A 26,887-nucleotide genomic window follows, 5' to 3' on the forward strand; every position below is an offset into this window, starting at 1 on the left:
AGGAACAGCCGCTATGACAAACCCATCCCCGACCGTTTCCATGGCGGACAAAGTTGCCCTGATCGACAGCCTCTGCGCCAAGGCGCGGATCCTGCCGGTGATCACCATCGCCCGCGAGCAGGACGTCCTGCCGCTGGCCGATGCCCTCGCGGCCGGTGGCCTGACCGCCCTGGAAGTGACCCTGCGTTCGCAGTTCGGCCTCAAGGCCATCCAGATCCTGCGCGAGCAGCGTCCGGAGCTGGTGACCGGTGCCGGTACCGTGCTCGATCGCCACATGCTGGCTGCCGCTGAAGCTGCGGGCTCGCAGTTCATCGTCACGCCGGGCATTACCCGCGACCTGCTGGAAGCCAGCGTCGCGAGCCCGATCCCGCTGTTGCCTGGCATCAGCAACGCCTCGGGCATCATGGAAGGCTATGGCCTGGGTTATCGCCGCTTCAAGCTGTTCCCGGCTGAAGTCAGCGGCGGCGTCGCGGCCATCAAGGCCCTGGGCGGTCCGTTCGGCGAAGTGAAATTCTGCCCGACCGGCGGCGTGGGTCCTGCCAACATCAAGAGCTACATGGCGCTGAAAAACGTCATGTGCGTGGGCGGTAGCTGGATGCTTGATCCTGAGTGGGTCAAGAACGGCGACTGGGCCCGCATTCAGGAATGCACCGCCGAGGCCCTGGCGCTGCTGGACTGATCCGCTTCACCCTACACGTAGTTGTGTGCTTTACGGCTTTAACGGTGCGCTTGGTCGGTGCGCCGTTTTTTTTTGCCCGCGAAAAATGCCCGGCGCGGAACCCTGTAGGAGCGAGCTTGCTCGCGATGAACCAGAGAGCACCGCGGGGCATCAGGTTCCCAGCGTTACCGTTGACGACCATCGCGAGCAAGCTCGCTCCTACAGAGAGGCTCAACGCAGCTCGGTGAGGGCCGTGACCAACCGCTTCATGTGTTCGGCGGTGGTGGTCAGCCCCGGCGTAATGCGGATGCACGGACCACAGGCCGCACCGGTGCGTACCACGGTGAACAGGTTGTAGTCCTTGAGCAGTCGCTCGACCATCGCCTGTTGATCGACCTGCGCGGTAAAGCGCATCGACGTGATGCCGCAATACAGGCGCGGATCATCCGGTGTCAGGACTTCGATGCCCGGCCGTTCGCGCACCTCGCGCACCCACAGGTTGCGCAGGTAATTCAGCCGGGACCCCTTGGCCGCGGCGCCACCCATGGCTTCATGCTCTTCGAGCACCAGCGGCAAGGTCAGCAGGGCAGGGATGTTCGGTGTGCTGTACGGCGTGCGGGCGCGAATGTCGGTGATGGGGAAATGCATTTCACCCATGTCCGGGTCGATGTCGGCCAGTCGCTCGGGCGCGATGTGCAGGAAGCCCAGGGTCAGCGGCGCGCCGATCCACTTGTGCAGGTTGTAGGCCGCGAAGGCGATGCCCAGGTCGTCGAGGTTGAACTCCAACTGGCCCAGGGCATGTGCACCGTCAAGAATCACATCGATGCCATGCTCCTTCGCGGCGGCGGCGATGGCCTTCACCGGCATTACCAGGCCGGTGCGGTGGGTGACGTGGGTCAGGGCCATCAGCTTCAGGCGTGGATGGCGGGCGAAGGTTTCCCGGTAGGTGTTCACCAGGCCATCGAAGGTGGCTGGGTGCTGGTGTTCGATCTCGATCACCTCGACACCGCGATGTTTGGCCAGCCAGCGCATGGCCCCTTTGACCGTGTCGTATTCCAGATCGCAGACCAGCACCTGATCGCCCGGTTGCAGCCGATTGTAGTTGCGGATCAGGGACTGCAAACCGTCCGAGGCGTTGCGGGTGAGGGCAACGGCTTCGGCGGGCACGCCGATCAGCCCGGCCACTTGCGCGTTGATCTTCACGCTGTCGCCCTGTTCGAAACGCTGGCGCACCTGCACCGAATTGCCACGGTTGATCAGCTCGATATTGCGCTGATATTCCTCGACCACCGTGCGCGACATGCGCCCGAAGTAACCGTTTTCCAGGTTGATCGGGCCAGGTTGCAGATCGTAGCGATCGGCGAAGGTTTGCCAGAAGGCTTCATCACGGGCGCGGCGGGTATTGTCGGGCATGGGCTACTCAGGCAGAGGGCGTTCGAGTGGAAAGTATTCAGTGACGAGGGGCGGGCTTGCCATGTTTGGCACGCAGCGGTTCGAGCAGTTCCGACAAACCGTTGTGATCGATTTCATGCATCAGGGCCAGCAGGCCACCCAGTTCACCATGGGGAAAACCTTCACGGGCGAACCAGTTCAGGTACGGCCCCGGCAAGTCCGCAATGATCCGGCCCTTGTATTTGCCGAAGGGCATTTGGCGGGTAATCAGAAGTTCGAGTTTTTCAGGGTTCATCACTCAGTCGTCCCGATTGCTGTGAGTCGGAAAAATACAGGCATTCTGCATGCAGGCCAATTGACAGATCATGCAAAAAAAACGGATACAGATGGATTGTGTGTAGATAACTGATTGAAAAATAACGACTTATTTATCGATTCCGAGCTGGCATGCAGGGTGCACCGCTAATTGCACCTTTCATCAACCGCAAGGAATTGAAAAATGACCGACATGAATAAAGAAGCGATTTCTGTACTCAACGACCTGATTGAAACCAGCAAGGACGGTCAGGAAGGGTTCAAGACTTGCGCTGAAGACATCAAACACCCTGAACTCAAGAGCCTGTTCGTAAAACGCTCGGCCGATTGTGCGAGCGCAGCTTCCGAATTGCAGAGTGCCGTGCGTTCGATGGGCGGAGATCCGGAAACCTCCACCAGTGTCAGTGGCGATTTGCACCGTCGCTGGGTCGATGTGAAGTCGATGTTCACCGGCAAGGATGAAGAAGCCGTGCTGAACGAAGCCGAGCGCGGTGAAGACCATGCGTTGAAGGCTTATCGCGCCGCCATGGAAAAAATCAACAAGCACAACCTGGTGGGCATTCGTGACCTGGTTGAACGTCAGTATCACGGCGTGCAACGCAACCATGATCAGGTCAAGGCCCTGCGTAATCAGGCGCGTGCACGTTCATAAATTCCAACCGGTGACCCCCTGTAGGAGCGAGCCTGCTCGCGATAGCACCGGTTCAGTCAACATCAATGTTGAATGGACGGCCGCCATCGCGAGCAGGCTCGCTCCTACAGTTTATGGCGCGGCCAATCAGCCGATGCTGATCGCAGGCAACTCGGTCAAGGTCACCGACTGCTGTTTACGCGGCGCCAGAATCTCCGCCTCGCCATCCACCACCAGCTCATCGCGCTGGTTGAACACGCGGGTGGCAATGCGCACGCGGAATTTCGGCAGTTTTTCGAGGATCTCCAGACGCACGGTCAGGGTGTCGCCAATCTTCACCGGCTTCTGAAAGCTCATCTGCTGGCCGATGTAGATGGTGCCCGGCCCAGGCAATTCGCAGGCAACCGCGGCGCTGATCAGCGCACCGCTGAACATGCCGTGGGCGATGCGTTCCTTGAACATGGTGCTGGCGGCGTATTCGGCGTCCAGGTGCACCGGGTTGTGGTCACCCGACATCGCGGCGAACAACTGGATATCGCGCTCTTCGACGGTCTTGCTGAAGCTGGCGGTCTGGCCGACTTCGAGGGCTTCGTAAGGGGTGTTGGTAACCTGGGTCATGGGTCTGAATTCCTGTGACGAATAAAAAGATTCGCAAAAAACTATTCGGTTCGGTGTGGCCGGGGGTTGCTCAAGGTCTGCTGGATCCAGGCCAGCACATCGGCGGTCACTTCATCGCGGTTGGTTTCGTTGAACAGTTCGTGCCGGGCCTGCGGATAAACGGTCAGTTGCAGGTTCTGGCTGCCAGACTCGCGCAAGGCACCGGCCAGATCTTTCAGACGCTTGCCTTCACTCACCGGATCACATTCACCGCCTATTACCAGCAATGGCAGGCCCGGATCGATCTGGGCGAGATTGGACGTTTTGCTGATTTGCTGCAACCCGCCGAGCAAATCGATCCACAGCTGATTGGTACAGCGAAAGCCGCAGAGCGGGTCGTTGGCGTACAGATCGACCTCCGCCGGATCGCGGCTGAGCCAGTCGAAGGCCGTGCGCGCCGGCTTGAACTGCTTGTTGAACGAACCGAACGACAACCATTCGATCAGCGCGCTGCGCCCTTTGGGGCCCTGGCGCAGGCGTTCGAAACGGGCAATCTGGCGAGCCGCGCGATAGAGCGCCACGGGCTGGAAGTTCGAACCGCTGAGTACGGCGCCATGCAGGCTGGCGCTGTGATGCAGCAGATAGGCCTGGGCGATGTAGCTGCCCATGCTGTGCCCCAGCAGCACGATTGGTGCGCCGGGGTGCTGCTGGCCGATGTGCTGGTTGAGGCAGGCCAGGTCGCCGACCACCTTGGACCAGCCGTCTTTATCGGCGAAATGTCCCAAGGTCCCATTTTCGGCAGTTTTGCCATGTCCGCGCAGATCCGGCGCGTACACGGCAATGCCTTGATCGCAGAATTTCTCTGCCAGACGTCCATAGCGACCGCTGTGTTCCGCCATGCCGTGCGCCAGCAGGATCACGGCCCTGGGGTTGCCCGCGGGCAGCCACTGGTTGACGAAAAGGCGCTGGTGGTCACTGGTGGTCAGCCAGAACGTGTCGTGGATCATCGCGATTCCTTTGCATGGGTTTCAGGGTGAAAACACACTGGTTGCACTGTATAGCGCATCCTTCGCCCAGTGTCTGATCAGGCTGCGCCGGGGCAGCAAGATTCACGCGATCTATGACACCCGTGCGCATATTTGCCTGATTCGCCATAGCTGCTAGTGTCCGTGAAGCTCCGCTTTTCTGCGTTTCGAGAATTCAAGGGAAATGACAGAAAAGCGGCCCGGATCGGCTCAGGTAAAGAGGACAAGAACAATGCAACCTGATTTCTGGAATGACAAACGCCCGGCCGGCGTGCCATTGGACATTGATGTCGCTGAGTACAAGTCGGTCATCGAGGTGTTCGAGCGTTCCTGCAAGAAGTTTGCTGATCGCCCGGCGTTCAGCAACATGGGTGTGACCCTGACCTACGCCCAGCTGGAGCGCTACAGCGCAGCGTTCGCCGGTTACCTGCAAGCGCACACCGATCTGGTGCCGGGGGATCGCATTGCGGTGCAGATGCCCAACGTCCTGCAATACCCGATTGCCGTGTTCGGTGCCTTGCGCGCCGGGCTGATCGTGGTCAACACCAACCCGCTGTACACCGCGCGGGAGATGCGTCACCAGTTCAAGGACTCCGGCGCCCGGGCGCTGGTGTACCTGAACATGTTCGGGCAGAAGGTCCAGGAAGTGCTGGCCGACACTGACATCCAGTACCTGATCGAAGCCAGGATGGGCGACCTGATGCCGACCGCCAAGGGCTGGCTGGTCAACACCATGGTGAGCAAGGTCAAGAAAATGGTTCCGGCCTACGCCTTGCCCCAGGCCATTTCCTTCAAAAGCGCGCTGCAACAGGGCAAAGGCCAGCCAATCAAGCCTTTGAAAGCCAAACTCAACGACATCGCGGTGCTGCAATACACCGGCGGCACCACCGGCCTGGCCAAGGGCGCGATGCTGACCCACGGCAACCTGGTGGCCAACATGCAGCAGGCGCGGGCCTGCCTGAGCCAGTTTTCCAGCGACGGCCAGCCGCTGCTGCGCGAAGGGCAGGAGATCATGATCGCGCCGCTGCCGCTGTACCACATCTATGCCTTCACGGCGAACTGCATGTGCATGATGGTGACCGGCAACCACAACGTGCTGATCACCAATCCAAGGGACATCGGCGGCTTCATCAAGGAGCTGAAAAACTGGCGGTTCTCGGCGCTGCTGGGGCTGAACACGCTGTTCGTGGCGCTGATGGACCACCCGGAATTCAAGACCCTGGACTTCTCCAGCCTCAAGCTCACCAACTCCGGCGGCACCGCGCTGGTCAAGGCCACCGCCGAGCGCTGGGAGCAGTTGACCGGTTGCCGGATCACCGAAGGCTATGGCCTGACCGAAACCTCGCCGGTAGCCTGCACCAACCCCTACGGCGACCAGTCGCGCATCGGCACGGTCGGCCTGCCGGTGCCGGGCACCACGCTCAAGGTCATCAACGATGACGGTGTTGAACAGCCATTGGGCGAGCGTGGCGAGCTGTGCATCAAGGGCCCGCAGATCATGAAGGGCTACTGGCAGAAACCCGAGGCGACCAACGAAGTGCTGGACGCCGAAGGCTGGTTCAAGTCCGGCGACATCGCGGTGATCGATCCGGATGGTTTTGTGCGCATCGTCGACCGCAAGAAAGACATGATCATCGTTTCGGGCTTCAACGTGTACCCGAACGAAATCGAAGATGTGGTGATGGCCCACCCGAAAGTCGCCAACTGCGCGGTCATCGGTGTGCCGGACGAGCGTTCGGGGGAGGCGGTGAAACTGTTTGTGGTGGCGCGTGAGGCGGGGGTCAGCCTTGAAGAGCTGAAGGCCTACTGCAAGGAGAATTTCACGGCGTACAAGGTGCCCAAGCACATTGTTCTGCGTGAGTCGTTGCCGATGACGCCGGTGGGCAAGATTTTGCGGCGGGAGTTGCGGGATATCGCATAAGCGATGAATGGCCGCGCCTTGCGCGGATCGCGGGCAAGCCACGCTCCCACAAGTTCAGCATTGTTCACAGGATGAGTGAACGATGCCAAACCTGTGGGAGCGGGCTTGCCCGCGATGCTTTTAAAGGAAAGCCCCGGTTTACGGGGCTTTTAGCGACATATAGGTTTTTTGCTCTAAAATGACCGGCAGCCATTCTTGAGTCACGAATGTGACCGTAGAGGCCGCTTTTGGCTCTGGTCGACCCTATTCAAAGCTGCTACTCTCGGCGCGCTTTGTGACTTCTCGGCCTGGAAAAAAGCCAGACTCACGTATAAACAAACACCAATAATAATCGCATCAAATGCGGTGCTGAATTCGCGTTGCTGAGGAGTGGGCTTCCATGATCGAAGACTTTTGGAAGGATAAGTACCCAGCTGGAATTGCTGCCGACATCAATCCAGACGAGTACCCGAATATTCAGGCAGTGTTGAAGCAATCCTGCCAACGCTTCGCTAACAAACCGGCGTTCAGCAACCTGGGCAAGACAATCACCTACGGTGAGCTGTACGAATTGTCCGGTGCCTTTGCCGCTTACCTGCAACAGCATACCGATTTGCAGCCTGGCGATCGAATCGCCGTGCAACTGCCCAACGTGTTGCAGTACCCGGTGGCCGTCTTCGGTGCGATCCGTGCCGGGTTGATCGTGGTCAACACTAATCCGCTGTACACCGCACGGGAAATGGAGCACCAGTTCAACGACTCCGGCGCCAAGGCCCTGGTGTGCCTGGCCAACATGGCGCACCTGGCGGAAACCGTCGTGCCGAAAACCGGCGTCAAGCACGTGATCGTCACTGAAGTGGCGGACCTGCTGCCACCGCTCAAGCGCCTGCTGATCAACAGCGTGATCAAGTACGTGAAGAAGATGGTGCCGGCCTATCACCTGCCCAAGGCCATCAAGTTCAACGACGTTTTGAGCAAGGGCCAGGGCCAGCCTGTGACCGAGGCCAGCCCGGCCAGCAGTGATGTGGCCGTGCTGCAATATACCGGCGGCACCACCGGCGTGGCCAAGGGCGCGATGCTGACCCACCGCAACCTGGTGGCCAACATGTTGCAGTGCAAGGCGCTGATGGGCTCCAACCTCAACGAAGGCTGCGAGATCCTGATCACGCCGCTGCCGCTGTATCACATCTACGCCTTCACCTTTCATTGCATGGCGATGATGCTGATCGGCAACCACAACATCCTGATCAGCAACCCGCGTGATTTGCCGGCGATGGTCAAGGAACTGTCGAAGTGGAAGTTCAGCGGTTTCGTTGGCCTCAACACCCTGTTCGTGGCGCTGTGCAACAACGAAGGCTTCCGCAAGCTGGACTTCTCCGCGCTGAAAGTCACCCTGTCCGGTGGCATGGCCCTGCAACTGGCAGCCGCCGAGCGCTGGAAAGCGGTGACCGGTTGCGCGATCTGCGAAGGTTACGGCATGACCGAAACCAGCCCGGTGGCCACGGTGAACCCGATCCAGAACATCCAGATCGGCACCATCGGCATTCCGGTGCCGTCCACCCTGTGCAAAATCGTCAACGATGCAGGCACAGAGCAACCGATGGGCGAAATCGGCGAGCTGTGCGTGAAAGGCCCGCAAGTGATGAAGGGCTACTGGCAGCGCCAGGAAGCCACCGATGAAATCCTCGACAGCGAAGGCTGGTTGAAGACCGGTGACATCGCCCTGATCCAGCCTGATGGCTACATGCGGATTGTCGATCGCAAGAAAGACATGATCCTGGTCTCGGGTTTCAACGTGTACCCCAACGAGCTGGAAGACGTGTTGGCGACCCTGCCGGGCGTGCTGCAATGCGCGGCCATTGGCGTGCCGGACGAGAAGTCGGGCGAGGCGATCAAGATTTTCATCGTCGCCAAGCCGGGGGTCACCCTGACCAAGGAACAAGTGATGGAGCACATGCGCGCCAATGTCACCGGTTACAAGGTCCCGCGTGCCGTCGAGTTCCGCGATGCGCTGCCGACCACCAACGTCGGCAAGATCCTGCGGCGTGAGTTGCGCGATGAAGAACTGAAGAAGATCAACGCGAAGAAAGCGACCGCGTGATCAAAAAAAAGCCCCGCAGATGCGGGGCTTTTTTTTGAAGCAAAGTCAAAAGATCGCAGCCTTCGGCAGCTCCTACATGGGAATGGGATCATCCTGTAGGAGCTGCCGAAGGCTGCGATCTTTTGTTTTATTGGCGGAACGGCGCGAAGTTGACGTTGGTACCCGCCGGGCGCATGTCCTGCAGCCAGGAGTCCTTGTCGGCGCTCAGTTCCAGGCTCAGGGCTGCCTTGCGTTTGCCCTGGTTGCGCACCACCAGGCCTTCCAGTTTTTCCCTCAGGAACACCGTCGGCACTTTCAGGTGCAGCAGTTCATCGGTTGCCGGGGTGTGCATCAGCAGGTGAATCCACTCGTACTGACCGACGGCCAGGCGCGACACCGGGATGTCGAACCACCAGATGTTGCGGTTGCGGTTCAATTCGGTGAAATGGCAGTTGTTGACGCCAAGCACGGCACCGCCAAGTTCCTGGTTTCTGCGGGCAATGGCCTGCTTTTTATCGAGTTTCATAACATTCCTGCGGGGGTTGGATCTTCAGCGTCATGGCGCCGATACGTGGCGCATTCTCGGGGGTTGCCGGGCAAACATAAAGCCCAACCTGCATTGAGCGATGAAATGTCCTGCTGAAAATAAATGAAACTCCCCGCGAAAGCCCCCGGTCAACCTTGTGTAACCCACTTTTCTCATCGAGATGTTCACAGGAGAAACACCATGGGCAGCACAAGCGATAAAGTGAAAGGCATGGCCAACGAAGCGGTCGGCAACGTCAAGCAAGGCGTCGGCAAGGCCACCGGTAACGACAAAATGCGCGCCGAAGGCGTGATGCAGGAAAAGAAAGGCGAGGCCCAGCAAGCGGTCGGCAAAGCCAAGGACGCGCTGAAAAAAGGCATCGACAAGGCTTGATTCGGCCTTTGACGAAAATCAGGAGCGGCCATCCACGGATGGCCGTTTTTGTGTCAGCCTGAACTTGAGCGACGAAATTGTTTCAAAGTCGCCAGGTAGGCTAACTTGATGTAAGAAAAGGGCCCCTGAGTCGCCAAGACTTCCACCCAACACTGTATGCGGCGAATGGAGACGCGAATGATTTTCCCGGACATGAGAGGCCTGCCCCTGCACCGTGTGATGATGCGCACGGTCACCGAGTTCGTCGAGGACGAGATGTCGACCTACGCCTCGGCACTGGCCTATCAAATGCTGTTTTCGCTGTTTCCCTTCATCCTGTTCCTGATCGCTCTGATCGGCTTCCTGCATCTGCCGGACTTCTTCTCCTGGCTGCGCCTGCAATCGGAACTGGTGCTGCCGCCCCAGGCCCTGGAACAGGTGAACCCGGTCATCGACCAGCTCCAGCAGTCCAAGGGTGGCCTGTTGTCGGTGGGTATCGTGATTGCCCTGTGGACGGCCTCCGCCGGCGTGCGGCTGATGATGAGCGCGATGAACGCCGCTTACGACGTGGTCGAGGGGCGTCCGGTGTGGAAGCGCTTTCCGCTGTCGATCATCTACACGGTCGGTATCGCCGGCATGCTGTTGGTGGCCGCCGCGTTGATGGTGCTCGGGCCGCAGGTGATGAGCTGGATCGCCGAGCAGGTCGGCCTCGAGTACTTCATCGTCACCCTGTGGTCCATTGCCCGCTGGCCGGCGATCGTGATCCTGCTGATGGTTGCCGTGGCGTTGATCTACTACGTGATGCCCGACGTCAAACAGGAGTTCCGTTTCATCACGCCGGGCTCGGTGCTGGCGGTGGTGGTGTGGATCATCGCGTCCCTGGGCTTCGGGCTGTACGTCAAGGAGTTCGCCAACTACAACGCCATGTATGGCAGTATCGGCGCGATCATCGTGCTGCTCCTGTACTTCTACATTTCCGCCGCAGTGTTGCTGCTTGGCGCCGAGATGAATGCGGTGATCGAACACATGTCGCGCGAGGGCAAGGAGCCCGGCGAAAAAGTCCCCGGTGAGCACGGTCCCGGCCACCAGGAGAAACATCACGTGTCCGGACTGGGCCGTGATCACTCGGTGAAACCACCCTCTGACGAAGTCATCAAATGATCCGTGAAATCCTGAAAATGGGCGATGAGCGCCTGCTGCGCATTGCCCCGCCGGTACCCGCCGAGATGTTCGACAGCCCCGAGCTGTGGCAGCTGATCGACGACATGTTCCAGACCATGGAAAGCGTCGGCGGCGTCGGCCTGGCCGCGCCGCAGATCGGTGTCGACCTGCAACTGGTGATCTTCGGTTTCGAGCACAGCGAACGTTACCCGGATGCCGAAGCCGTGCCGCAGACGATCCTGATCAACCCGCTGATCACGCCGCTGAGCCCGATCATGGAGGAGGGTTTCGAAGGTTGCCTGTCGGTGCCCGGTATGCGGGGTGCGGTGGATCGCTATCAACAGATCCGCTACGAAGGTGTCGACCCCAAGGGCGAGCCGATTGTGCGAATTGCCTCGGGGTTCCATGCGCGGGTGGTGCAGCATGAATGCGATCACCTGATCGGTCGCTTGTACCCGTCGCGCATTACCGATTTCAGCAAGTTCGGGTTTACCGAGGTGATGTTTCCGGATCTTGATCCCAACGCGGACGATTGAATCCACCACACAACCTTGTAGGAGCGAGCCTGCTCGCGATGGGGCCGTGTCAGTCAATGATGAGTTGAATGACACGATCCCATCGCGAGCAGGCTCGCTCCTACAGTTGAAGGGTGTTTACTTCGCAGGTTTAACGAACCGCAACGTCATCCGGTCCGACTCGCCAATCGCCAGATATTTCTCCCGATCCTTCTCCCCCAGGGTCAACGCCGGCGGCAGCGTCCACACACCTTCGGGATAATCCTTGGTGTCCTTCGGGTTGGCGTTTATTTCACTCTGCGCCTCAAGCTTGAACCCGGCATCGGTCGCCAGTTTCACCACGTAATCGGTGGTCAGGTAGCCGCTGTGCTTGATGTCCTCCAGAGACGCCCCATCCTTGGCCCGATGATCCACCACGCCGAGCACGCCACCGGGTTTGAGCACCTTGAAAAAGGCCTGGAACATCAGCGGCGCGGTGTCCGCCAGCACCCAGTTGTGCACGTTGCGAAAGGTCAACACGGTGTCCGCCGAGCCGGGTTGGCCGAAGGCCGGGGCTTTTGGGTCGAACTCAAGCACCCGGGCCTTGGCGTACTGCTCGGGAGCGGCGGCGAATTTGGCTTTCAGCTTCTCTTCATTCTTGCGCGCGTAATCACTGACCGTCGGTGCCTGGACGGCCGCGATGTACTGGCCATGGTCCTTGAGCAGCGGCGCGAGCAGTTCGCTGTACCAGCCGTTGCCGGGCGTGATTTCAACGACCGTCTGATTCGGCCCCAGGCCAAAGAACTGCAGGCCCTGCTGCGGATGACGATAGACATCGCGCGCGACGTTCTCCGGTGCGCGCCAACTGCCGGCCAATACCTTGGCGTACTGCTCGGCAGAGACGGTCGGCGTGGCGGAGTGGGCAAAAACAGGGGCGAGCAGAGCGGTCAGCGTCAAAGCCAGAAGAGCGGGTTTCATGGGGCGTCCTGAGCGAAGTCGAAGTCGACAGCGAGGCTAGCACGCAGCGTTCAGGGGCCGATCAAACTTTATCGAAGGTAGACCTGACCAACGGTTCTAAGCCCATGGCGATCATCGGTTTGCTGCGCGCATAACGGCTCAAGCGTTCGACCATGGCGTAGGGCATCGCTGGATCGAAGGTGAAGCCACGGCGCTCATAGAACCCGCGCAGGTCCGGATGGCAGAACAGCCACACCGGCAGCTCGACATCCTTGACCGCTGCAGCGATCAAGGCGGCGGCGACACCCTGTTCGCGACAGGCCGGATCGACAAACAAACCGGTCAGCCAATGCCCGCCGGCCACCGGGCGCAGGCATAGCGCCGCGATGATCTGGTCACGCCGGGCAACCCACAATTGTGCTTCGCGCACGGCTTTCATCGATGACTGGTGGGCGCGATAAAACTTGTTCATCAACGGCCATAACGGCTCATCGAGTCGGGAGTAATGGGTGCTTGGCATGGGACTAAACTGTTGGAGGGCAAGCGCGCGATTATAAAAGAACGCGCCCACCGGGAAAGGTGTATACCTGATCTCACATCCCTCGCGAGTGGAGTACGCATCATGTCCAAAGGTATGGAAGCAAAAAAAGAGCTGAAGAAAAAACCGGCAAAAACCGCCATTGAAAAACGCGCCGACAAGAAGGCCAAGAAACTGAACGTGTTCGGCCATTGATCCCCAGCACCTTGCGATCCCTGTAGGAGCTGCCGCAGGCTGCGATCTTTTGATCTTGCTTTTCAGCGATGCTGAAAAGGTCAAAAGATCGCAGCCTTCGGCAGCTCCTACACCGCTCAGCGTTGAAGCAACAAAATAATCTGCAAGAAATCCCGGCGTCGTTGCACAGAAGGGGACTGGTCCCCGATCCGAGCAACGCCATGCCCCATTATTTCGATGAAGCCCACCGAACAGAAATCGAAACCCTGCGCCAGCGCCTGACCGCCCGCACCGAGTGGCCGACCTGGTTGCTGTTGATCTGCGTATACAGCGCCTGGTTCACCATCGTTCTGAACAGCCAGGCACTGGGCCTGTGGTGGAGCACCCTGCTGTTGATTCCCGTGGTGGTGCTGTGGCTGTCGGTACAGCACGAGTTGCTGCACGGCCACCCGACCCGCTGGACTGCGCTGAACAAAGTCCTCGGCTACGCGCCGTTCGCCGTGTGGTATCCCTACACCCTGTATCGCGACAGCCATTTGCTGCATCACCGCGACGAAGACCTGACCCTCCCCGGTCGCGATCCGGAAAGCCGCTATCTGAGCATCGAGCAATGGCAGGGCAGTTCGTTGTTCGAACAGGGCTTGCACTGGCTGAACAAAACCGTGCTCGGTCGGTTCGCCATCGGTGCGCCGCTGGCCTTGCTGGGGCTGGCCCGGGAAGAACTGCAACGACTCAAGAGCGGCGAGCGGCAGGCCTGGCTGATGTGGCTCAGCCATGGCGCGCTGACCCTGTTGATGCTGCTGTTCATCGCGCGCTACAGCCTGGTGCCGGTGTGGCATTACCTGTTGCTGATCAGCGTCCCGGCACTGTCGATTGCGATGATTCGTTCCTACTATGAACACCGCCCCCACGCCGCGCCGGAACAGCGCACCGTACTCAACGAAGCGGCATGGCCCTGGCGCTGGTTGTTCCTCAACCTCAACCTGCATCTGGTGCATCACGATTTGCCGGGGTTGCCCTGGTACGACTTGCCCCGTGCCTATCAAGCGCGTCGCGAGCAATGGCTGGCGCGCAGTGGCGGGTTTCTGGTGCAGGGTTACGGGCAGTTGTGGCGGGAGAATGGCGTGAAGGCAATCGACAGCCCTCGGCATCCGTTTCATTGATTGCAAACACATTCCCCTGTAGGAGCGAGCCTGCTCGCGATGGCGTCAGGTCAGTCGACATCACTAGTGTCTGACGCGACGCTATCGCGAGCAGGCTCGCTCCTACAGGGAGATCTTCGTTGTATGGGAAAACCGTGATGACTCAACACCTCGCCGAACTGCTGATGTACGTCGCCCCCGAACCCATCCGCCAGGCTAACGAACGCTGGCTGGCGCTCATTCTCGAACGACTGGGCGCCACACGCCGCGACGCCGAGGGTTTGTCCTTGATGGACCTCTGGCTGTCACCGCACCTGCTGCTGACGCAAACCTGCGGCTATCCGTTGATGACCGCGCTGCGTGGCAAAGTCCGGGTGCTGGGACGCCCACGCTATGAACTGCCGGACAGCAGCGCCGGCAACCATTGCAGCCTGCTGCTCAGTCGCGCGGACGATCAGCGACGAACCCTCGCGGATTTTCAAGGCAGCCGAGGCGTGATCAATGGCGAGGATTCCAACAGCGGCATGAACCTGCTGCGTCAGCGCCTGGCGCCTTTGCAACGAGACGGCCGGTTCTTCACCCAGGTCGGCATCAGCGGCGGCCACCGCGAAAGCCTGCGTTGGTTGCGTGAAGACCTCGCCGACCTGGCGGCCATCGACAGCGTGACCTTCGCCTATCTCGCCCGTGATGCCGCAGAGGAGGTGGCCGGGTTGCGGGTGGTTGAGCGCAGTGCCATCAGCCCGACCTTGCCGTACATCACTGCTGCCAGTGTGAGTGATGAGCAGGCACAAGAGATTCGGCGGGTGATGAACCAGACCTTGGGCGAACTGCCGGAGGTGGCGCAGGTGCTTGGCTTGCGGGAGGTGTTGGCGGCCAGTGAAAGCGATTACCAGATCGTTGTGGATTACCAGCAACAAGCGCAAGCGTTGCGTTGGGTTTCGAAAGGTTGCAGTGACTGGACCATTTATCGCGGGCAACACAAACTTATATTCCATTAGTGAATATAAAAATGAATTTTAAATATTATTAATGAATAAGGCTCCTTGCTAGGATCGCGCCACCGGACGACCGGACATTCAGCGACCCTAACCTTTGGAGCCTCTATGTCCGGCACCGACTTTTCCCATTGCAATGACGTGGGCGGTTTGTTCCGCGCCCATTACCCCTGGCTGTGCGCCCGCTTGCGCCAGTACCTGGGCAGCGCTTGCAGCGTCGAAGACATCGCCGCCGACGCCTTCGTGCAATTGCTCGAAACCCCCGACCTGACATCGATCCGCGAACCGCGCGCCTTGCTCACCACCATCGCCCGGCGCCTGGTCTTTCAGTTGTGGCGCCGGCGCGATCTGGAGCGCCGGCACCTGGATCACCTGCAACAGCTGGATCAACCCACGGCACCGTCCCCCGAAGAACTGGCGCAACTGACCCAGGCCCTGCATGGCCTCGACCGCACATTGGCGCGCCTGCCGGGCAAGGTCAGGGCGACCTTTCTGCTGTCGCGGGTCGACGGCCTGACCTATCCGCAAATCGCCGCCGAGCTGGGCATTTCCCCGCGTTCGGTCAGCGTCTACATGACCCGTTCCGCGGCCTTGTGCGCCCGGCACAGCGCCAATCAGTTTTTGAACAACCCACTACAGAACAAGAGGTCCGCATGAAATCCATCAAAACCCTGCTCGGCAGTTCGCTGCTGGCCCTGAGCCTGATCGCTGGCCAGGCACCGGCAACGGAAAAAACCGCGCCCATCCACTTTGGCGACCTCACCTGGGAAAGCGGCAACCTCATCACCGAGATCCTGCGGCTGATCGTCGAGAAAGGTTACGGCTACCCCACCGATACCTTGCCGGGCAGCACGGTCAGCCTCGAAGCGGCGCTGGCCAAAAACGATATTCAAGTGATCGGCGAAGAGTGGGCCGGTCGCAGCCCGGCATGGGTCAAGGCCGCCGCCGAAGGCAAGGTGTTCGGCCTGGGTGATACGGTCAAGGGCGCGACCGAGGGCTGGTGGGTGCCGGAGTATGTGATCAAGGGCGACCCGGAGCGCGGCATCAAGCCGCTGGCGCCGGAGCTGAAATCCGTGGCCGACCTGACGAAGTACAAGGACGTGTTCCGCGACCCCGAAGACCCGAGCCGCGGGCGCTTCCTCAACAGCCCTACCGGCTGGACCTCGGAAATCGTCAACAGCCAGAAACTCAAGGCTTACGGCCTGACGCAAAGCTTCGTCAACTTCCGCACCGGTTCCGGCGCGGCGCTGGATGCCGAGGTGGCTTCTTCGATTCGTCGCGGCAAACCAGTGTTGTTCTACTACTGGTCGCCGACGCCGTTGCTGGGGCGCTTCAAGCTGGTGAAGCTGGAAGAACCGCCGTTCGATGCCGAAGCCTGGAAAACCCTGGCCGACGCCACCAACCCGAACCCCAGGGGCACCCGCTCGATGCCGGCCAGCCTGGCCATCGGCGTGTCCGCACCGTTCAAGACGCAGTACCCGGAGCTGGTGACGTTCTTCGAGAAGGTCGACCTGCCGATCGATCTGCTGAACCAGACCCTGGGGCAGATGAGCGAAAAGCGGCAGAAACCCCGTGAAGTGGCCGAAGCGTTCTTGCGTGAGCAGCCGCAGGTGTGGAAAGGCTGGGTGCCCGGGGAAGTGGCCAGCAAGGTGAGTGCAAGTCTGTAGTTCTGTGGTGCCTGTCAGATAGCTTTCGCGGGCAAGCCCGCTCCCACAGGATTTCCGAGGACCTGTGGGAGTGAGCCTGCTCGCGATTGGCCCAAAGCCTCCCCCCCTCCCCACGGCTGACGCCGTCTTCATATTCATTCTCAAACACTCATCCTAGAGCGATTTTGGATCCAACCGCTGAACCGATTTTGTCCTCAATACTGGCCGACTAGTGGCCTTGCTTAGCCATTACGCCTGTCTATGCTGATTCGTAACTAACTATGTCGGCCGCAATCGAGTGAATGGGATTGCGGCCACAAGAGTGCGCATATCAAGGCACCGACACTGAGCAAAATGGAGAGGTACGGAAAATGGAATTCGCTCATGAGCACGTTAGGGCTCGCCCGGTTCCGGGCTATCAAGAGACGGATGTCTTGATGAGGAAGTCGCGACAGGGACCCTCCGATTGAACATCAATTAATTACCTGACAAGTCCTTCCTTTGGAGGGGCGCGCGTACCTGTTCCTGGGAACGAAGTGGTGGATGTGAAAGACCCGTTACTTTCATTAGTCAAAAGACCGCGCTTGGGGTGATACGACCATGTTTAACCTGCATAACAAGGCTGACTTGCTGGAAATCGAACGCTCCGGCTGCGCGCTGGCCGAGGCCAATGCCAAGTTGGCGGCTATCGGTCGTTCGATGGCAATGATTGAGTTCACCCCCGAAGGCATCGTCATCGATGCCAATGAAAATTTTTGCAGGACCATGGGTTACAGCGCCGACGAAGTGCGCGGCAAGCATCACCGGATTTTCTGCGAGGAAGCGTTCTACCGCAGCGAGGAGTACGCCAAGTTGTGGCGTGATCTGGCGCGGGGCGAAGCGCTCAGCGGCACCTTTTTGCGCTTGAACAAGAGTGGCAGGGAGATCTGGCTCGAAGCCAGCTACATGCCGGTGCTTGGCCCTGACCGGCAAGTGCGCAGCGTGATCAAGGTGGCCACGGACATCACTGCCAGGGTCAACAAGGAACATGAAAACGAGGCCCGGCTCGCGGCCATCGGCCGCTCCATGGCGGTGATCGAGTTCACCCCGGACGGCAAGGTCATCACCGCCAACGAAAACTTCCTCAAGACCATGCACTACTCGCTCAACGAAGTGGTCGGGCAGCACCACAGCCTGTTCTGTCACCGGGCCGAAGCCGAGTCGACGAACTACAAGGCGTTTTGGGCCTCGCTCAACCGCGGCGAATACCACTCGCACCGTTTCGAGCGCAAAGACAAGCATGGGCATACGGTGTTCCTGGAAGCGTCCTACAACCCGTTGTTCGACGCCAAGGGCCGGCTGTACAAGGTGGTGAAGTTCGCCAGCGACATCACCAGCCAGATGACCACCCTGCAAACCGCTGCGGAGTCGGCCCATAGCACCTCGGTGCAAAACGACGTCTGCGCCCGCAAGGGCTCGGAAGTGGTGCAGCAAACGGTGCAGATCATCCAGGATATTTCCAGGGACCTGAATGAAGCCGCGCTGAGCATCGATGCGGTGAGCAAACAATCGGAGATCATCGGCACCATCGTGCAGACCATTCGCGGCATCGCCGATCAGACCAACCTGCTGGCGCTCAACGCCGCCATCGAAGCGGCCCGGGCCGGGGAGCACGGTCGAGGCTTTGCGGTGGTCGCCGATGAAGTGCGCAGCCTCGCCGCGCGCACGAGCCAGGCGACGGTGGAAATCGTCGATGTGGTGCGCAAGAACCACGATTTGTCGGTGAGTGCGGTGACGAGCATGCAGTCGAGTCTGAGCCGAACCGGGCTCGGGGTGGAACTGGCGAACGAGGCGGGGGAGGTGATCCTGGAGATTCAACAGGGCTCGCGGCATGTGGTGGATGCGATCAGCCAGTTCAACTCCACGTTACAGCTAAACTGAGCCTGTCTCAGAACCTGTGGGAGCGAGCCTGCTCGCGATGGTGTGTCAGCCGACATCAATGTTGCTGATCCACCATCGCGAGCAGGCTCGCTCCCACAAGGGTTCTGTACTACAAGGTCAGAGCGAAGCCAGGAATTTATCCACCACCTGAGCCTTGCCCTGATCGACGTCCTTTTGCGCTTTCTCGGCCTCTGCCATCTCTCGCTTGTCTTCCATGCGCTTGGCGATTTCCTCACCGATCGCCTGTTGCTTCTCCGGCGGCATCTTGTCGACTTCTTCCTGAGTCAGTCCCATTTCCTCGAGGATCGAATCGCGCATGCGCTGTTCCGGGGACTTGCTCATGTATTCCTTGAACTCGGAAGTGGCCGAGCCGTCCTTGATCCGATCCTTGACGTCATCCGGCAGTGGCGCATTGACGGCCTGCAGGTTCACGCGGGTCTTGGCGAATGCCTCGTCGACGTTGTCGCTGATGCGCGTGGCTTCGCTGACCTGTTGCGTGGCCTGCCCGGTGGCAGATTCCTGAACCTGAGACGCGGCCTGGGTGTTTTGCGCCTGCACGTTGTTTTGCAGAGCCTGGGTCAGGACGCTTTGCAGGCCGGCGGCAGCCTCGGCGGTGGGATCTTCACCGGGACGCTTGGGAAGTGGTGTAACCAGGTTTGTTTTTGCACTGACCAACATGATGAAAGCCCTTGTAGGTGATTGCGGTGCAGGGCTTTGAGCAAAGACTGTGCCTGGAAACAAAACTACATAAAAATCAGCCAGTTATCGCTTTTTTAACGAGCTCTCAAGTCAAAGAGGGGCAAACGCTTGCCGACGGACGGCAAAGGTTGCAGCGTTCAAGGCAGGCCATTGCAGCAATGTTTGAGAAAACCGGGCTGGGGTGCCAGGCGCTTGAAGTACTCATCGATGGCCGGGTAGTCGGAACGCTCCATCGGCGTCATCAGCCAGCGGTTGACCGACAGCCCGATGACAATGTCGGCCAGGGTGAACCTGGACCCGGCGACGTAGGCCTTGGTGGTCGCCAGTTGATGTTCGAGGATGCCCATTTTCTGGTTCCAGCCACGCACGCCGACTTCTATGCGATGCGGATCCTGGAACTCCGGGTCCTTGCGCACCAGCGCCATGAAGGCGTAGTTCCAGGAGGCGTTGAGGTCGGTGGCCTGCCAGTCGATCCACTGGTCCACCCGGGCACGGGCGGCCGGGTCGGTGGGCAGCAACTCGGCGTGGTGATGATGGTGCTTGCCGGCCAGGTAGCGGCAGATGGTATTGGACTCCCACAGCGGACCATTCTCATCGATGATCACCGGCACCTGGGCGTTGGGGTTGAAGCGCAGGAACTCGGGGCTGTGGGTCGAGGCAAAACCGCTGCCCCAATCCTCGCGCTCGTAAGTCAGGCCCAGGGCCTCGCAGGTCCACAGTACCTTGCGGACGTTGATCGACGAGGCTTTACCGAGGATTTTCAGTACATGTTCCATTGAACTGCTCCATTGCGAAGGGCCTACATGCAGTTAATTGTAGGAGCTGCCGCAGGCTGCGATGTGATCGTTCCCACGCACTGCGTGGGAATGCCTCAACGGACGCTCCGCGTTCGGCTCTGGATTGGGACGCGGAGCGTCCCCGGCTGCATTCCCACGCGGAACATGGGAACGAACAGAGCCTGCGACAGAGCCTACGTACTCTCCCGCACCTTCAACTCAAACCCCATGTCCTGCACCGGTTTGGCCACCGTGTTACCGGCCATCAGCGTCAGCATCTGCTCCGCCGCGCGACGGCCGATGGCTTCGCGCGGGGTGCTGATGCTGCTCAGGCGCGGCACCATGTGGGCCGAGGCGGGCAGGTCGTTGAAACCGAGAATCGCCACCTGTTCAGGGATCTTGATGCCGCAGCGCAGGGCTTCGAGCAGGGCGCCCTGGGCCAGGTCGTCGTTGCCGAAGAAGATCGCGTCGACATCCGGGTGATTGGCGATCATCTGCAGGAACAGCTCGCCGCCCAGGCCGACCGACGACGGGCGCGGTGTCAGCACTTCCAGGGCCGGGTCATACAGACCGGCCTTTTGCAGGGCGCGGCGGAAACCCTCACCGCGCAGCAATGTGCGCTGGTCCAGCTGCGCGCCGATGTAGGCCAGGCGCTTGCGGCCACGGGACAGCAGATGTTCGGCCGCCGTCTCGCCGGCAGCCAACTGCGAAAAGCCGACGCAATTCAAGCCCGCGGCGCTGTCCAGCTCCATCATGTACACGCATGGGATGTTGCTTGCTTCGATCATCCGCCGCGAACTTTCGGTGCGGTCGAAGCCGGTGAGCAGCAAGCCGCGAGGCTGATAGGCCATGTAGTTGCGCAGCAGGTTTTCTTCTTCATCGCGCGAATAGTGGAAGTTGCCGATCAGCACTTCGAAGCCCTTGGGGCGCAAAACCTGATGAATGGCTTCCAGGGTGTCGATGAACAGCAGGTTGGACAGCGAGGGCACCAAAACCACCACCGAATGGCCCTGGGCCGAGGCCAGGGCGCGGGCGGCGGAGTTGACCACGTAATTGAGTTCGCGGGCCGCGTTCTGCACTTTTTCCACAAGTTCCGTGGCCACCGTGCTCACGCCCCGCAAGGCTCGGGAGGCGGTGATCGGGCTGACGCCGGCGAGGCGCGCGACTTCGTTCAGGGTAGGGCGGCCAGTGGTGCGCGTATTTTTATCGTTCTTGGTTGAGGTCATCGACGGCTTGCCAAACAAAATACAAGGCACTAAGGTAGCGCTGTCTCGATGCAGCTGCAAATGCGTGAGCGAGGGTTTGCCTGATCCTCGCTTTTTGGCGTTGGGAACAAACATGCTGCAACCCACAAAATGACAAGAAAGGCGTCGGCAACTCCTGCTTTTGGTCTAGTGTCATAACTGGCAAAGGTAGCGCTGTCTGCGCGCTGAGGTGTTACATGAATCATCCCATCACCGCCCTGGTCATCATGGGCGTTGCCGGTTGCGGCAAGACGTGCGTCAGCGAGGCCCTGTGCCAGCTCAGCGGCGCCACTGCCATTGAAGGCGACTCTTTCCACCCTGCCGCCAATATCGAAAAGATGAGCGCGGGTATCCCCCTGAACGACGAAGACCGTGCCGGCTGGCTCGACAGCCTGTGCGATGAACTGCGCCGCATCGATGCCCTGGGCCAGCGCCCGGTGCTGACCTGCTCGGCCCTCAAGCACATTTACCGCGAGCGCCTGCGCAGTGCCTTGCCGGGCCTGGGCTTCGTGTTCCTGGAACTGACCCCTGAAGTGGCTGCGGACCGGGTTTCCCATCGTCCCGGCCATTTCATGCCGTCGACCCTGATCGACAGCCAGTTCGCCACCCTCGAATCCCCCGTCGGCGAGCCCTTGACCCTGGCTCTCGATGCGTCGACCCACAGCGTCGATCAGTTGGCGGTGCAAGCACACCACTGGTGGCTCGAGCACGGCCTGAAACGCGCCGGTTAAATTTTGCTTCAAGAGATAGCGCTGTCCTTATGGCTTTCGAATTACCCGCTTTAATAACAACAACAACCAGGAGACACCCCTAATGTTTGGCATGTCCCACGAGACGTTCCTGCTGCTCGACGCAGTGGTCACGGTGATCGGGCTTATCGTCCTGATCACCAAGTTCAAGTTTCACCCCTTCATTGCCCTGATCATTGCCGCCGCCTTCCTCGGGCTGACCTCCGGCATGCCGATCGGCACCATCATCAAGGCCTTCCAGGACGGCTTCGGCGGCGTGCTCGGTTTCGTCGGGATCATCCTCGCGCTGGGCACCATGCTCGGCAAAATGATGGCCGAGTCGGGCGGGGCGGATCAGATCGCCCAGACCCTGATCCGCGCCTTCGGCAAGGACAAGGTGCAGTGGGCGATGATGTTCGCCGCGTTCCTGGTGGGCATCCCGCTGTTCTTCGAAATCGGCTTCGTGCTGCTGATCCCGCTGGTGTTCATCGTCGCCCGGCGCACCGGCGTGTCGATCATCAAGATCGGTATCCCGCTGCTGGCCGGCCTGTCCGCCGTGCACGGCCTGGTGCCACCGCACCCGGGCCCGCTGCTGGCGATCGGCGTGTTCGGCGCCGACATCGGCAAGACCATTCTCTACGGCCTGATCGTGGCACTGCCAACGGCGATCATTGCCGGTCCGATCTTCGGTACCTTCATTGCCAAGCACATCCCCGGTCATCCGAACCAGGAACTGGTGGATCAACTGGCCCGTGAGTCGGATTCCGGCGATCTGCCAAGCTTCGGCATCACCCTGGTCACCGTGCTGTCGCCGGTGTTCCTGATGCTGCTCAAGACCTTTGCCGACGTGGTACTGCCGGACGGCAACTTCTTCCGCACCTTCATGGACCTGATCGGTCACCCGATCTCGGCATTGCTGCTGGCGTTGCTGCTGTCGCTGTACACCTTCGGCTACAAGCAGGGCATCGGCTCCCAGCAGATGCTCAAGTGGCTGGATGCGAGCCTGGCGCCAACCGCCGCGATCATCCTGATCATCGGTGCCGGCGGTGGCTTCAAGCAGATGCTGGTGACCAGCGGCGTGGGCGACGTGATCGGTCATATGGCTGTTGCCGCACAAATTTCGCCGATCCTGCTGGCCTGGCTGGTGGCTGCGGTAATCCGTATCGCTACCGGTTCGGCGACCGTGGCAACCATTACCGGCGCGGGCATCGTGGTGCCAGTTGTCGGGATGATTCCGGGCGTTAACCGCGAACTGCTGGTGCTGGCCACCGGTGCCGGTTCCCTGATCCTGTCCCACGTCAACGACGCCGGTTTCTGGCTGGTCAAGCAGTACTTCAACATGACCGTGGCAGAGACCTTCAAGACCTGGACGGCGATGGAGACCATTCTGTCGGTGGTGGGTCTGGGCTTTATTCTGTTGTTGTCGTTGTTCGTTTAACGACATTCGGCAGGCACAAAAAAACCGCAGCGATGCGGTTTTTTTGTGGGTGATGATCCCAGCATGAACGAGATCCATTGTGGGAGCGAGCCTGCTCGCGAAGAGGGCTTCACTTTCAACGAAGATGTTGAATGTGAGTGCGCATTCGCGAGCAGGCTCGCTCCCACAGTGTTTTGTGCTAAGCGCTGGTTTTCGGCGCCAACCCATCCGCCCGGAACATCCCGCGAATCCCGCGCACGGCCTGGCGAATCCGGTCCTGGTTTTCGATCAGGGCGAAGCGCACGTGGTCATCGCCGTACTCACCGAAACCCACGCCCGGCGAGACGCAGACCTTGGCTTCGGCCAGCAGTTTCTTGGCGAACTCCAGCGAGCCCAGGTGGGCATAGGCCTCGGGAATCTTGGCCCAGACATACATGGACGCCTTTGGGTTCTCGACCATCCAGCCCAGTTCATGCAGGCCCTTGACCAGCACGTTGCGCCGCTGCCGGTATTGCTCGGCGATGTCGCGCACGCATTGCTGGTCGCCTTCCAGCGCGGCAATCGCCGCGACCTGCAGCGGAGTGAAGGTGCCGTAGTCGTGGTAGCTCTTGATCCGCGCCAGGGCGTTGACCAGTTCCGGGTTGCCGACCATGAAACCGATGCGCCAGCCCGCCATGTTGTAGCTCTTGGACAGGGTGAAAAACTCCACCGCGATGTCCTTGGCGCCCGGCACCTGCATGATCGACGGGGCTTTCCAGCCGTCGTAGACGATGTCGGCGTAAGCCAGGTCATGCACCACCAGCACGTCGTACTGCTTGGCGAGGGCGATCACCCGCTCGAAGAAGTCCAGCTCCACGCACTGCGCGGTGGGGTTGGACGGGAAGCCGAGGATCATCATCTTCGGTTTCGGAATCGAGCCACGAATCGCCCGCTCCAGCTCGGCGAAGAAATCCACCCCCGGCACCAGCGGCACCGAACGCACCTGGGCGCCGGCAATCACGGCACCGTAGATGTGGATCGGGTAGCTAGGGTTGGGCACCAGCACCGTGTCGCCCTGGTCGAGGGTCGCCAGCATCAAGTGCGCCAGGCCTTCCTTGGAACCGATGGTGACAATGGCTTCGCTTTCCGGGTCGATGTCGACCTCGTAGCGATCCTTGTACCAGTTGGAAATCGCCCGACGCAGCCGCGGGATGCCCTTGGACGTCGAGTAGCCGTGGGTGTCTTCGCGCTGGGCGACGGTGACCAGTTTTTCGACGATGTGCGGCGGGGTGGCGCCGTCGGGGTTGCCCATGCTCAAGTCGATGATGTCTTCGCCACGACGACGGGCGGCCATCTTCAGCTCGGCTGTGATGTTGAAAACGTAAGGGGGGAGTCGATCTATGCGCGCAAAGCGGCGCGGCGAACCTTGTTCGGCCATTGTTGCCTCGATAACGTAAGCGCCCGGAACCGTCCGAGCGACGCTGGTCACTGCGGTGACCTGTGGCGGAATGTACGGGCAGCTGTGGCAGACTGTCCAGCCTCCATGTAAACAAATTTTTCCGAAGGAATTGGGTCGATGGAATTCACCAGTGGCTTCTTGCTGAGCCTTTCGCTGTGCCTGGACATTGGCGTGGCCAACATCGCCATGATCACCCTGGCGATGCAACGTGGCTATTTTCAAGGCTTCGCCCTGGGCCTGGGCACCTGCGTGGGCGACTTGGTCTACGCCGTGCTGGCGCTGGCCGGCATGACCGTCCTGCTGCAATACGAAACCGTGCGCTGGGTGCTGTGGATCGGTGGTTCGGCGTTGCTGGTGTATTTCGCGGCGAAGATGGTTTATTCGGCGATCCACCACGAAGCGCTGCTGGCCGAGACCGCCGAAGTGGGCCACAACTCCCATCGCAAGGAATTTTTCCGCGGGATCTTCCTCGCCATGTCGTCGCCCAGCGCGATCCTCTGGTTCGCCGCCGTGGGCGGCACGCTGATCGCCCGTTCCGGCGGTGGCGGCCCCTTGAGTTCGGCGTTGTTCCTCGGCGGGTTCCTCTGTGCCGGGCTGTTGTGGTGCGCCGGCCTGTGCTTCGCCGCGAGCCACGGCGGCAAGCTGCTGGGTGACAAGCTGCTGCGCTACTCCTACATGGCATCGGCGGCGATCTTCTGCTATTTCGCGGTGTACGTGATCCTATCTGGGTATAACGAGTTTTTCGGTGCCGCTGCCGTCGAGCAGTTGCACGCGCTGTAACTGGGCGAATCGGGTTTGGCTTCTATACTCCCAGCCGAACCCACTTTTACCTTCCAGGAGTAGCATCATGGATGAACAAAAAGGCTTCGAATTGTCGGAACCACGCTTCGAACACGGGCACTTTTTGCTGATTGCCGGTATGGGCGAGCGCTTCACCCAACAGACCATCCCGCGCATTCCCCAGCTCTGGGAGAAGCTCATGCCCCATCTGGGCCGGATACCGGGCCAGAAAGGCGAAGTGATGTACGGTGTCGGTTACAACTTCGATGGCGAGGGCGGTTTTGACTACATCGCCGGGGTCGAGATCAGCAAGCTCGACGACCTGCCCGACAGCTACCGCTGGGTGGAAATCCAGCCCCAGTACTACGCGGTGTTCGAGCACAAGGGGCCACTGACCACCCTGCCGCAGACCTTCCGCTATATTTGCGACACCTGGCTTCCGCAATCCGGGTACACGGCCACCGACGCCCCGGAGTTCGAGCGCTACAGCGAGGACTACAACCCGAAGCTGAACACCGGCAAGCTGGAAATCTGGTTGCCGATCAAACAATGACACCGGCGTGGAGAGGCGCCTCCACCGATTCGCCTCTCGATGTCACGCGGCCGCTGATTTAAGATCCCCAGCCTTTCCCCGCCGATTCCGAGCTGCCATGAACACCGTCATCCGCAACGTCACGCCTGCCGATCTGGACCGCTGCTACGCCATTGAAACCGTCTCTTACGAAGGCGACGAAGCCGCAACCTACGAGAAAATCGCCACCCGTATCGCCACCTGGCCCGAGGGTTTCATCGTGGCCGAAGTGGACGGCGTGGTTGCCGGTTTCATCAATTCCGGCGCGGCGTTCCAGGTGGAAATGTCCGACGAGGCGTTCAAGGAACTGATCGGCCACGACCCGGCAGGTCCCAATGTGGTGATCATGTCGGTGGTGGTGCACCCCGATTACCAGGGGCAGGGCCTGGCGAAACGGTTGATGGGTGAGTTCATCGAGCGCATGCGCGGCATGGGCAAGGCGACGATTCATCTGATGTGCAAGGAGCGGCATATTCCGTTGTATGCCGGATTCGGATTTGCCTACATCAAGCCTTCCGCCTCGGACCATGGCGGCATGGCTTGGCATGAGATGGTGCTGAAACTGTAAGAAATCTTTCAAACACTGAAGAACCCTGTGGGAGCGGGCTTGCCCGCGATGAGGGAGTCTCATTCAACAAAAATGTCGACTAAAAGTCCGCCATCGCGGGCAAGCCCGCTCCCACAGGGATAGTGTTGTGCCAGATATTTCAG

Annotated in this window: 27 protein-coding genes and 2 pseudogenes; 18 read left to right on the top strand and 11 right to left on the bottom strand. The window is 60.2% G+C overall.

What is annotated here, in order from left to right; genetic code table 11:
• The first annotated feature begins 13 nt into the window (after positions 1 to 13).
• On the top strand, positions 14 to 679 hold the full coding sequence (locus tag ABTV29_RS06125; RefSeq protein ID WP_433769272.1) for a bifunctional 4-hydroxy-2-oxoglutarate aldolase/2-dehydro-3-deoxy-phosphogluconate aldolase: 666 nt from the start codon (positions 14 to 16) through the stop codon (positions 677 to 679).
• Positions 680 to 889: 210 nt separating this feature from the next.
• On the opposite strand, the gene ABTV29_RS06130 is transcribed toward ABTV29_RS06125, so the two are convergent.
• Together ABTV29_RS06130 and ABTV29_RS06135 are read right to left on the bottom strand one after the other, a co-directional pair.
• Positions 890 to 2,071: an aminotransferase class V-fold PLP-dependent enzyme gene (locus ABTV29_RS06130; protein ID WP_433769273.1), complete on the bottom strand. Its 1,182-nt coding sequence runs from the start codon at positions 2,069 to 2,071 to the stop codon at positions 890 to 892.
• 37 nt (positions 2,072 to 2,108) lie between these two features.
• Positions 2,109 to 2,345, bottom strand: a complete 237-nt coding sequence (locus ABTV29_RS06135) for a DUF3820 family protein (RefSeq protein ID WP_110964572.1) — start codon at positions 2,343 to 2,345, stop codon at positions 2,109 to 2,111.
• A 204-nt stretch (positions 2,346 to 2,549) separates the two neighbouring features.
• Here ABTV29_RS06135 and ABTV29_RS06140 point away from each other — a divergent pair, with 204 nt between their 5' ends.
• A complete protein-coding gene (locus ABTV29_RS06140) occupies positions 2,550 to 3,017 on the top strand; it encodes a ferritin-like domain-containing protein (protein ID WP_433769274.1) in 468 nt (155 codons plus the stop codon).
• A gap of 126 nt (positions 3,018 to 3,143) precedes the next feature.
• Here ABTV29_RS06140 and ABTV29_RS06145 read toward each other — a convergent pair whose 3' ends face one another.
• Both ABTV29_RS06145 and ABTV29_RS06150 read right to left on the bottom strand, forming a co-directional pair.
• Positions 3,144 to 3,614, bottom strand: a complete 471-nt coding sequence (locus ABTV29_RS06145; RefSeq protein ID WP_007974451.1) for a MaoC family dehydratase — start codon at positions 3,612 to 3,614, stop codon at positions 3,144 to 3,146.
• 41 nt (positions 3,615 to 3,655) lie between these two features.
• Positions 3,656 to 4,600, bottom strand: a complete 945-nt coding sequence (locus tag ABTV29_RS06150) for an alpha/beta hydrolase (protein ID WP_433769275.1) — start codon at positions 4,598 to 4,600, stop codon at positions 3,656 to 3,658.
• A 250-nt stretch (positions 4,601 to 4,850) separates the two neighbouring features.
• Here ABTV29_RS06150 and fadD2 point away from each other — a divergent pair, with 250 nt between their 5' ends.
• Entirely contained in the window at positions 4,851 to 6,539 is a 1,689-nt protein-coding gene (gene fadD2 / locus ABTV29_RS06155) for a long-chain-fatty-acid--CoA ligase FadD2 (RefSeq protein WP_433769276.1), read from the top strand.
• 379 nt (positions 6,540 to 6,918) lie between these two features.
• Positions 6,919 to 8,619: a long-chain-fatty-acid--CoA ligase FadD1 gene (fadD1, locus tag ABTV29_RS06160; protein WP_433769277.1), complete on the top strand. Its 1,701-nt coding sequence runs from the start codon at positions 6,919 to 6,921 to the stop codon at positions 8,617 to 8,619.
• Positions 8,620 to 8,746: 127 nt separating this feature from the next.
• On the opposite strand, the gene ABTV29_RS06165 is transcribed toward fadD1, so the two are convergent.
• Positions 8,747 to 9,124 (bottom strand): hypothetical protein, encoded by a 378-nt coding sequence (locus ABTV29_RS06165; protein WP_110964566.1) that lies wholly within the window; start codon positions 9,122 to 9,124, stop codon positions 8,747 to 8,749.
• A 201-nt stretch (positions 9,125 to 9,325) separates the two neighbouring features.
• On the opposite strand from ABTV29_RS06165, the gene ABTV29_RS06170 reads away from it, so the two are divergent.
• From ABTV29_RS06170 to def, 3 genes are all read left to right on the top strand, one after another.
• Complete coding sequence (locus tag ABTV29_RS06170) at positions 9,326 to 9,517, top strand: CsbD family protein (protein ID WP_433736818.1); 192 nt, start codon at positions 9,326 to 9,328, stop codon at positions 9,515 to 9,517.
• A 177-nt stretch (positions 9,518 to 9,694) separates the two neighbouring features.
• A complete protein-coding gene (locus tag ABTV29_RS06175; RefSeq protein ID WP_433769278.1) occupies positions 9,695 to 10,657 on the top strand; it encodes a YihY/virulence factor BrkB family protein in 963 nt (320 codons plus the stop codon).
• Complete coding sequence (gene def / locus ABTV29_RS06180; protein WP_433769279.1) at positions 10,654 to 11,193, top strand: peptide deformylase; 540 nt, start codon at positions 10,654 to 10,656, stop codon at positions 11,191 to 11,193. Before ABTV29_RS06175 ends, def begins: the two co-directional genes overlap by 4 nt.
• 117 nt (positions 11,194 to 11,310) lie before the next feature.
• Here the strand turns inward: def and ABTV29_RS06185 are convergent, their stop codons facing one another.
• Positions 11,311 to 12,129: a class I SAM-dependent methyltransferase gene (locus tag ABTV29_RS06185; RefSeq protein ID WP_433769280.1), complete on the bottom strand. Its 819-nt coding sequence runs from the start codon at positions 12,127 to 12,129 to the stop codon at positions 11,311 to 11,313.
• A gap of 61 nt (positions 12,130 to 12,190) precedes the next feature.
• Positions 12,191 to 12,628 carry a GNAT family N-acetyltransferase gene (locus tag ABTV29_RS06190; protein ID WP_433769281.1) on the bottom strand — a complete coding sequence of 146 codons (438 nt, stop codon included), beginning with the start codon at positions 12,626 to 12,628 and terminating at the stop codon, positions 12,191 to 12,193.
• A 413-nt stretch (positions 12,629 to 13,041) separates the two neighbouring features.
• Between ABTV29_RS06190 and ABTV29_RS06195 the strand changes: the two genes are divergently transcribed.
• The 6 genes and pseudogenes from ABTV29_RS06195 to ABTV29_RS06220 form a co-directional block, all read left to right on the top strand.
• Positions 13,042 to 13,983, top strand: coding sequence for a fatty acid desaturase (locus ABTV29_RS06195; RefSeq protein WP_433769282.1), 942 nt, complete (start codon positions 13,042 to 13,044; stop codon positions 13,981 to 13,983).
• 137 nt (positions 13,984 to 14,120) lie between these two features.
• Entirely contained in the window at positions 14,121 to 14,960 is an 840-nt protein-coding gene (locus ABTV29_RS06200) for a phosphate/phosphite/phosphonate ABC transporter substrate-binding protein (protein ID WP_433769283.1), read from the top strand.
• A gap of 105 nt (positions 14,961 to 15,065) precedes the next feature.
• On the top strand, positions 15,066 to 15,614 hold the full coding sequence (locus ABTV29_RS06205; protein WP_433769284.1) for a sigma-70 family RNA polymerase sigma factor: 549 nt from the start codon (positions 15,066 to 15,068) through the stop codon (positions 15,612 to 15,614).
• Positions 15,611 to 16,624 carry an ABC transporter substrate-binding protein gene (locus ABTV29_RS06210; protein WP_433769285.1) on the top strand — a complete coding sequence of 338 codons (1,014 nt, stop codon included), beginning with the start codon at positions 15,611 to 15,613 and terminating at the stop codon, positions 16,622 to 16,624. The genes ABTV29_RS06205 and ABTV29_RS06210 overlap by 4 nt, the downstream gene beginning before the upstream one ends.
• A 684-nt stretch (positions 16,625 to 17,308) precedes the next feature.
• Positions 17,309 to 17,929 (top strand): annotated as a pseudogene (locus tag ABTV29_RS06215) (PAS domain-containing protein); the annotation flags it as partial.
• A gap of 177 nt (positions 17,930 to 18,106) precedes the next feature.
• Positions 18,107 to 18,523 (top strand): annotated as a pseudogene (locus ABTV29_RS06220) (methyl-accepting chemotaxis protein); the annotation flags it as partial.
• Positions 18,524 to 18,640: 117 nt separating this feature from the next.
• Here the strand turns inward: ABTV29_RS06220 and ABTV29_RS06225 are convergent.
• The 3 genes from ABTV29_RS06225 to ABTV29_RS06235 form a co-directional block, all read right to left on the bottom strand.
• Positions 18,641 to 19,201: a hypothetical protein gene (locus ABTV29_RS06225; RefSeq protein ID WP_433769286.1), complete on the bottom strand. Its 561-nt coding sequence runs from the start codon at positions 19,199 to 19,201 to the stop codon at positions 18,641 to 18,643.
• A 158-nt stretch (positions 19,202 to 19,359) separates the two neighbouring features.
• Complete coding sequence (locus ABTV29_RS06230; RefSeq protein WP_433769287.1) at positions 19,360 to 19,998, bottom strand: glutathione S-transferase family protein; 639 nt, start codon at positions 19,996 to 19,998, stop codon at positions 19,360 to 19,362.
• Positions 19,999 to 20,192: 194 nt separating this feature from the next.
• Entirely contained in the window at positions 20,193 to 21,224 is a 1,032-nt protein-coding gene (locus ABTV29_RS06235; protein ID WP_433769288.1) for a LacI family DNA-binding transcriptional regulator, read from the bottom strand.
• Between the two features lie 215 nt (positions 21,225 to 21,439).
• Between ABTV29_RS06235 and ABTV29_RS06240 the strand changes: the two genes are divergently transcribed.
• On the top strand, positions 21,440 to 21,973 hold the full coding sequence (locus tag ABTV29_RS06240; protein ID WP_433769289.1) for a gluconokinase: 534 nt from the start codon (positions 21,440 to 21,442) through the stop codon (positions 21,971 to 21,973).
• A gap of 82 nt (positions 21,974 to 22,055) precedes the next feature.
• Positions 22,056 to 23,408, top strand: coding sequence for a GntP family permease (locus tag ABTV29_RS06245; protein ID WP_433769290.1), 1,353 nt, complete (start codon positions 22,056 to 22,058; stop codon positions 23,406 to 23,408).
• A 178-nt stretch (positions 23,409 to 23,586) separates the two neighbouring features.
• Here ABTV29_RS06245 and alaC read toward each other — a convergent pair whose 3' ends face one another.
• Positions 23,587 to 24,804, bottom strand: coding sequence for an alanine transaminase (gene alaC, locus ABTV29_RS06250; RefSeq protein ID WP_433769291.1), 1,218 nt, complete (start codon positions 24,802 to 24,804; stop codon positions 23,587 to 23,589).
• A gap of 138 nt (positions 24,805 to 24,942) precedes the next feature.
• Between alaC and ABTV29_RS06255 the strand changes: the two genes are divergently transcribed.
• From ABTV29_RS06255 to ABTV29_RS06265, 3 genes are all read left to right on the top strand, one after another.
• On the top strand, positions 24,943 to 25,605 hold the full coding sequence (locus ABTV29_RS06255) for a LysE family translocator (RefSeq protein WP_433769292.1): 663 nt from the start codon (positions 24,943 to 24,945) through the stop codon (positions 25,603 to 25,605).
• 67 nt (positions 25,606 to 25,672) lie between these two features.
• Positions 25,673 to 26,158 (top strand): GyrI-like domain-containing protein, encoded by a 486-nt coding sequence (locus ABTV29_RS06260; protein WP_433769293.1) that lies wholly within the window; start codon positions 25,673 to 25,675, stop codon positions 26,156 to 26,158.
• A 97-nt stretch (positions 26,159 to 26,255) separates the two neighbouring features.
• Complete coding sequence (locus ABTV29_RS06265) at positions 26,256 to 26,744, top strand: GNAT family N-acetyltransferase (protein WP_433769294.1); 489 nt, start codon at positions 26,256 to 26,258, stop codon at positions 26,742 to 26,744.
• Positions 26,745 to 26,887: the final 143 nt, after the last annotated feature.

The organism is Pseudomonas putida (assembly GCF_050989985.1).
Classification (GTDB): domain Bacteria; phylum Pseudomonadota; class Gammaproteobacteria; order Pseudomonadales; family Pseudomonadaceae; genus Aquipseudomonas; species Aquipseudomonas putida_AI.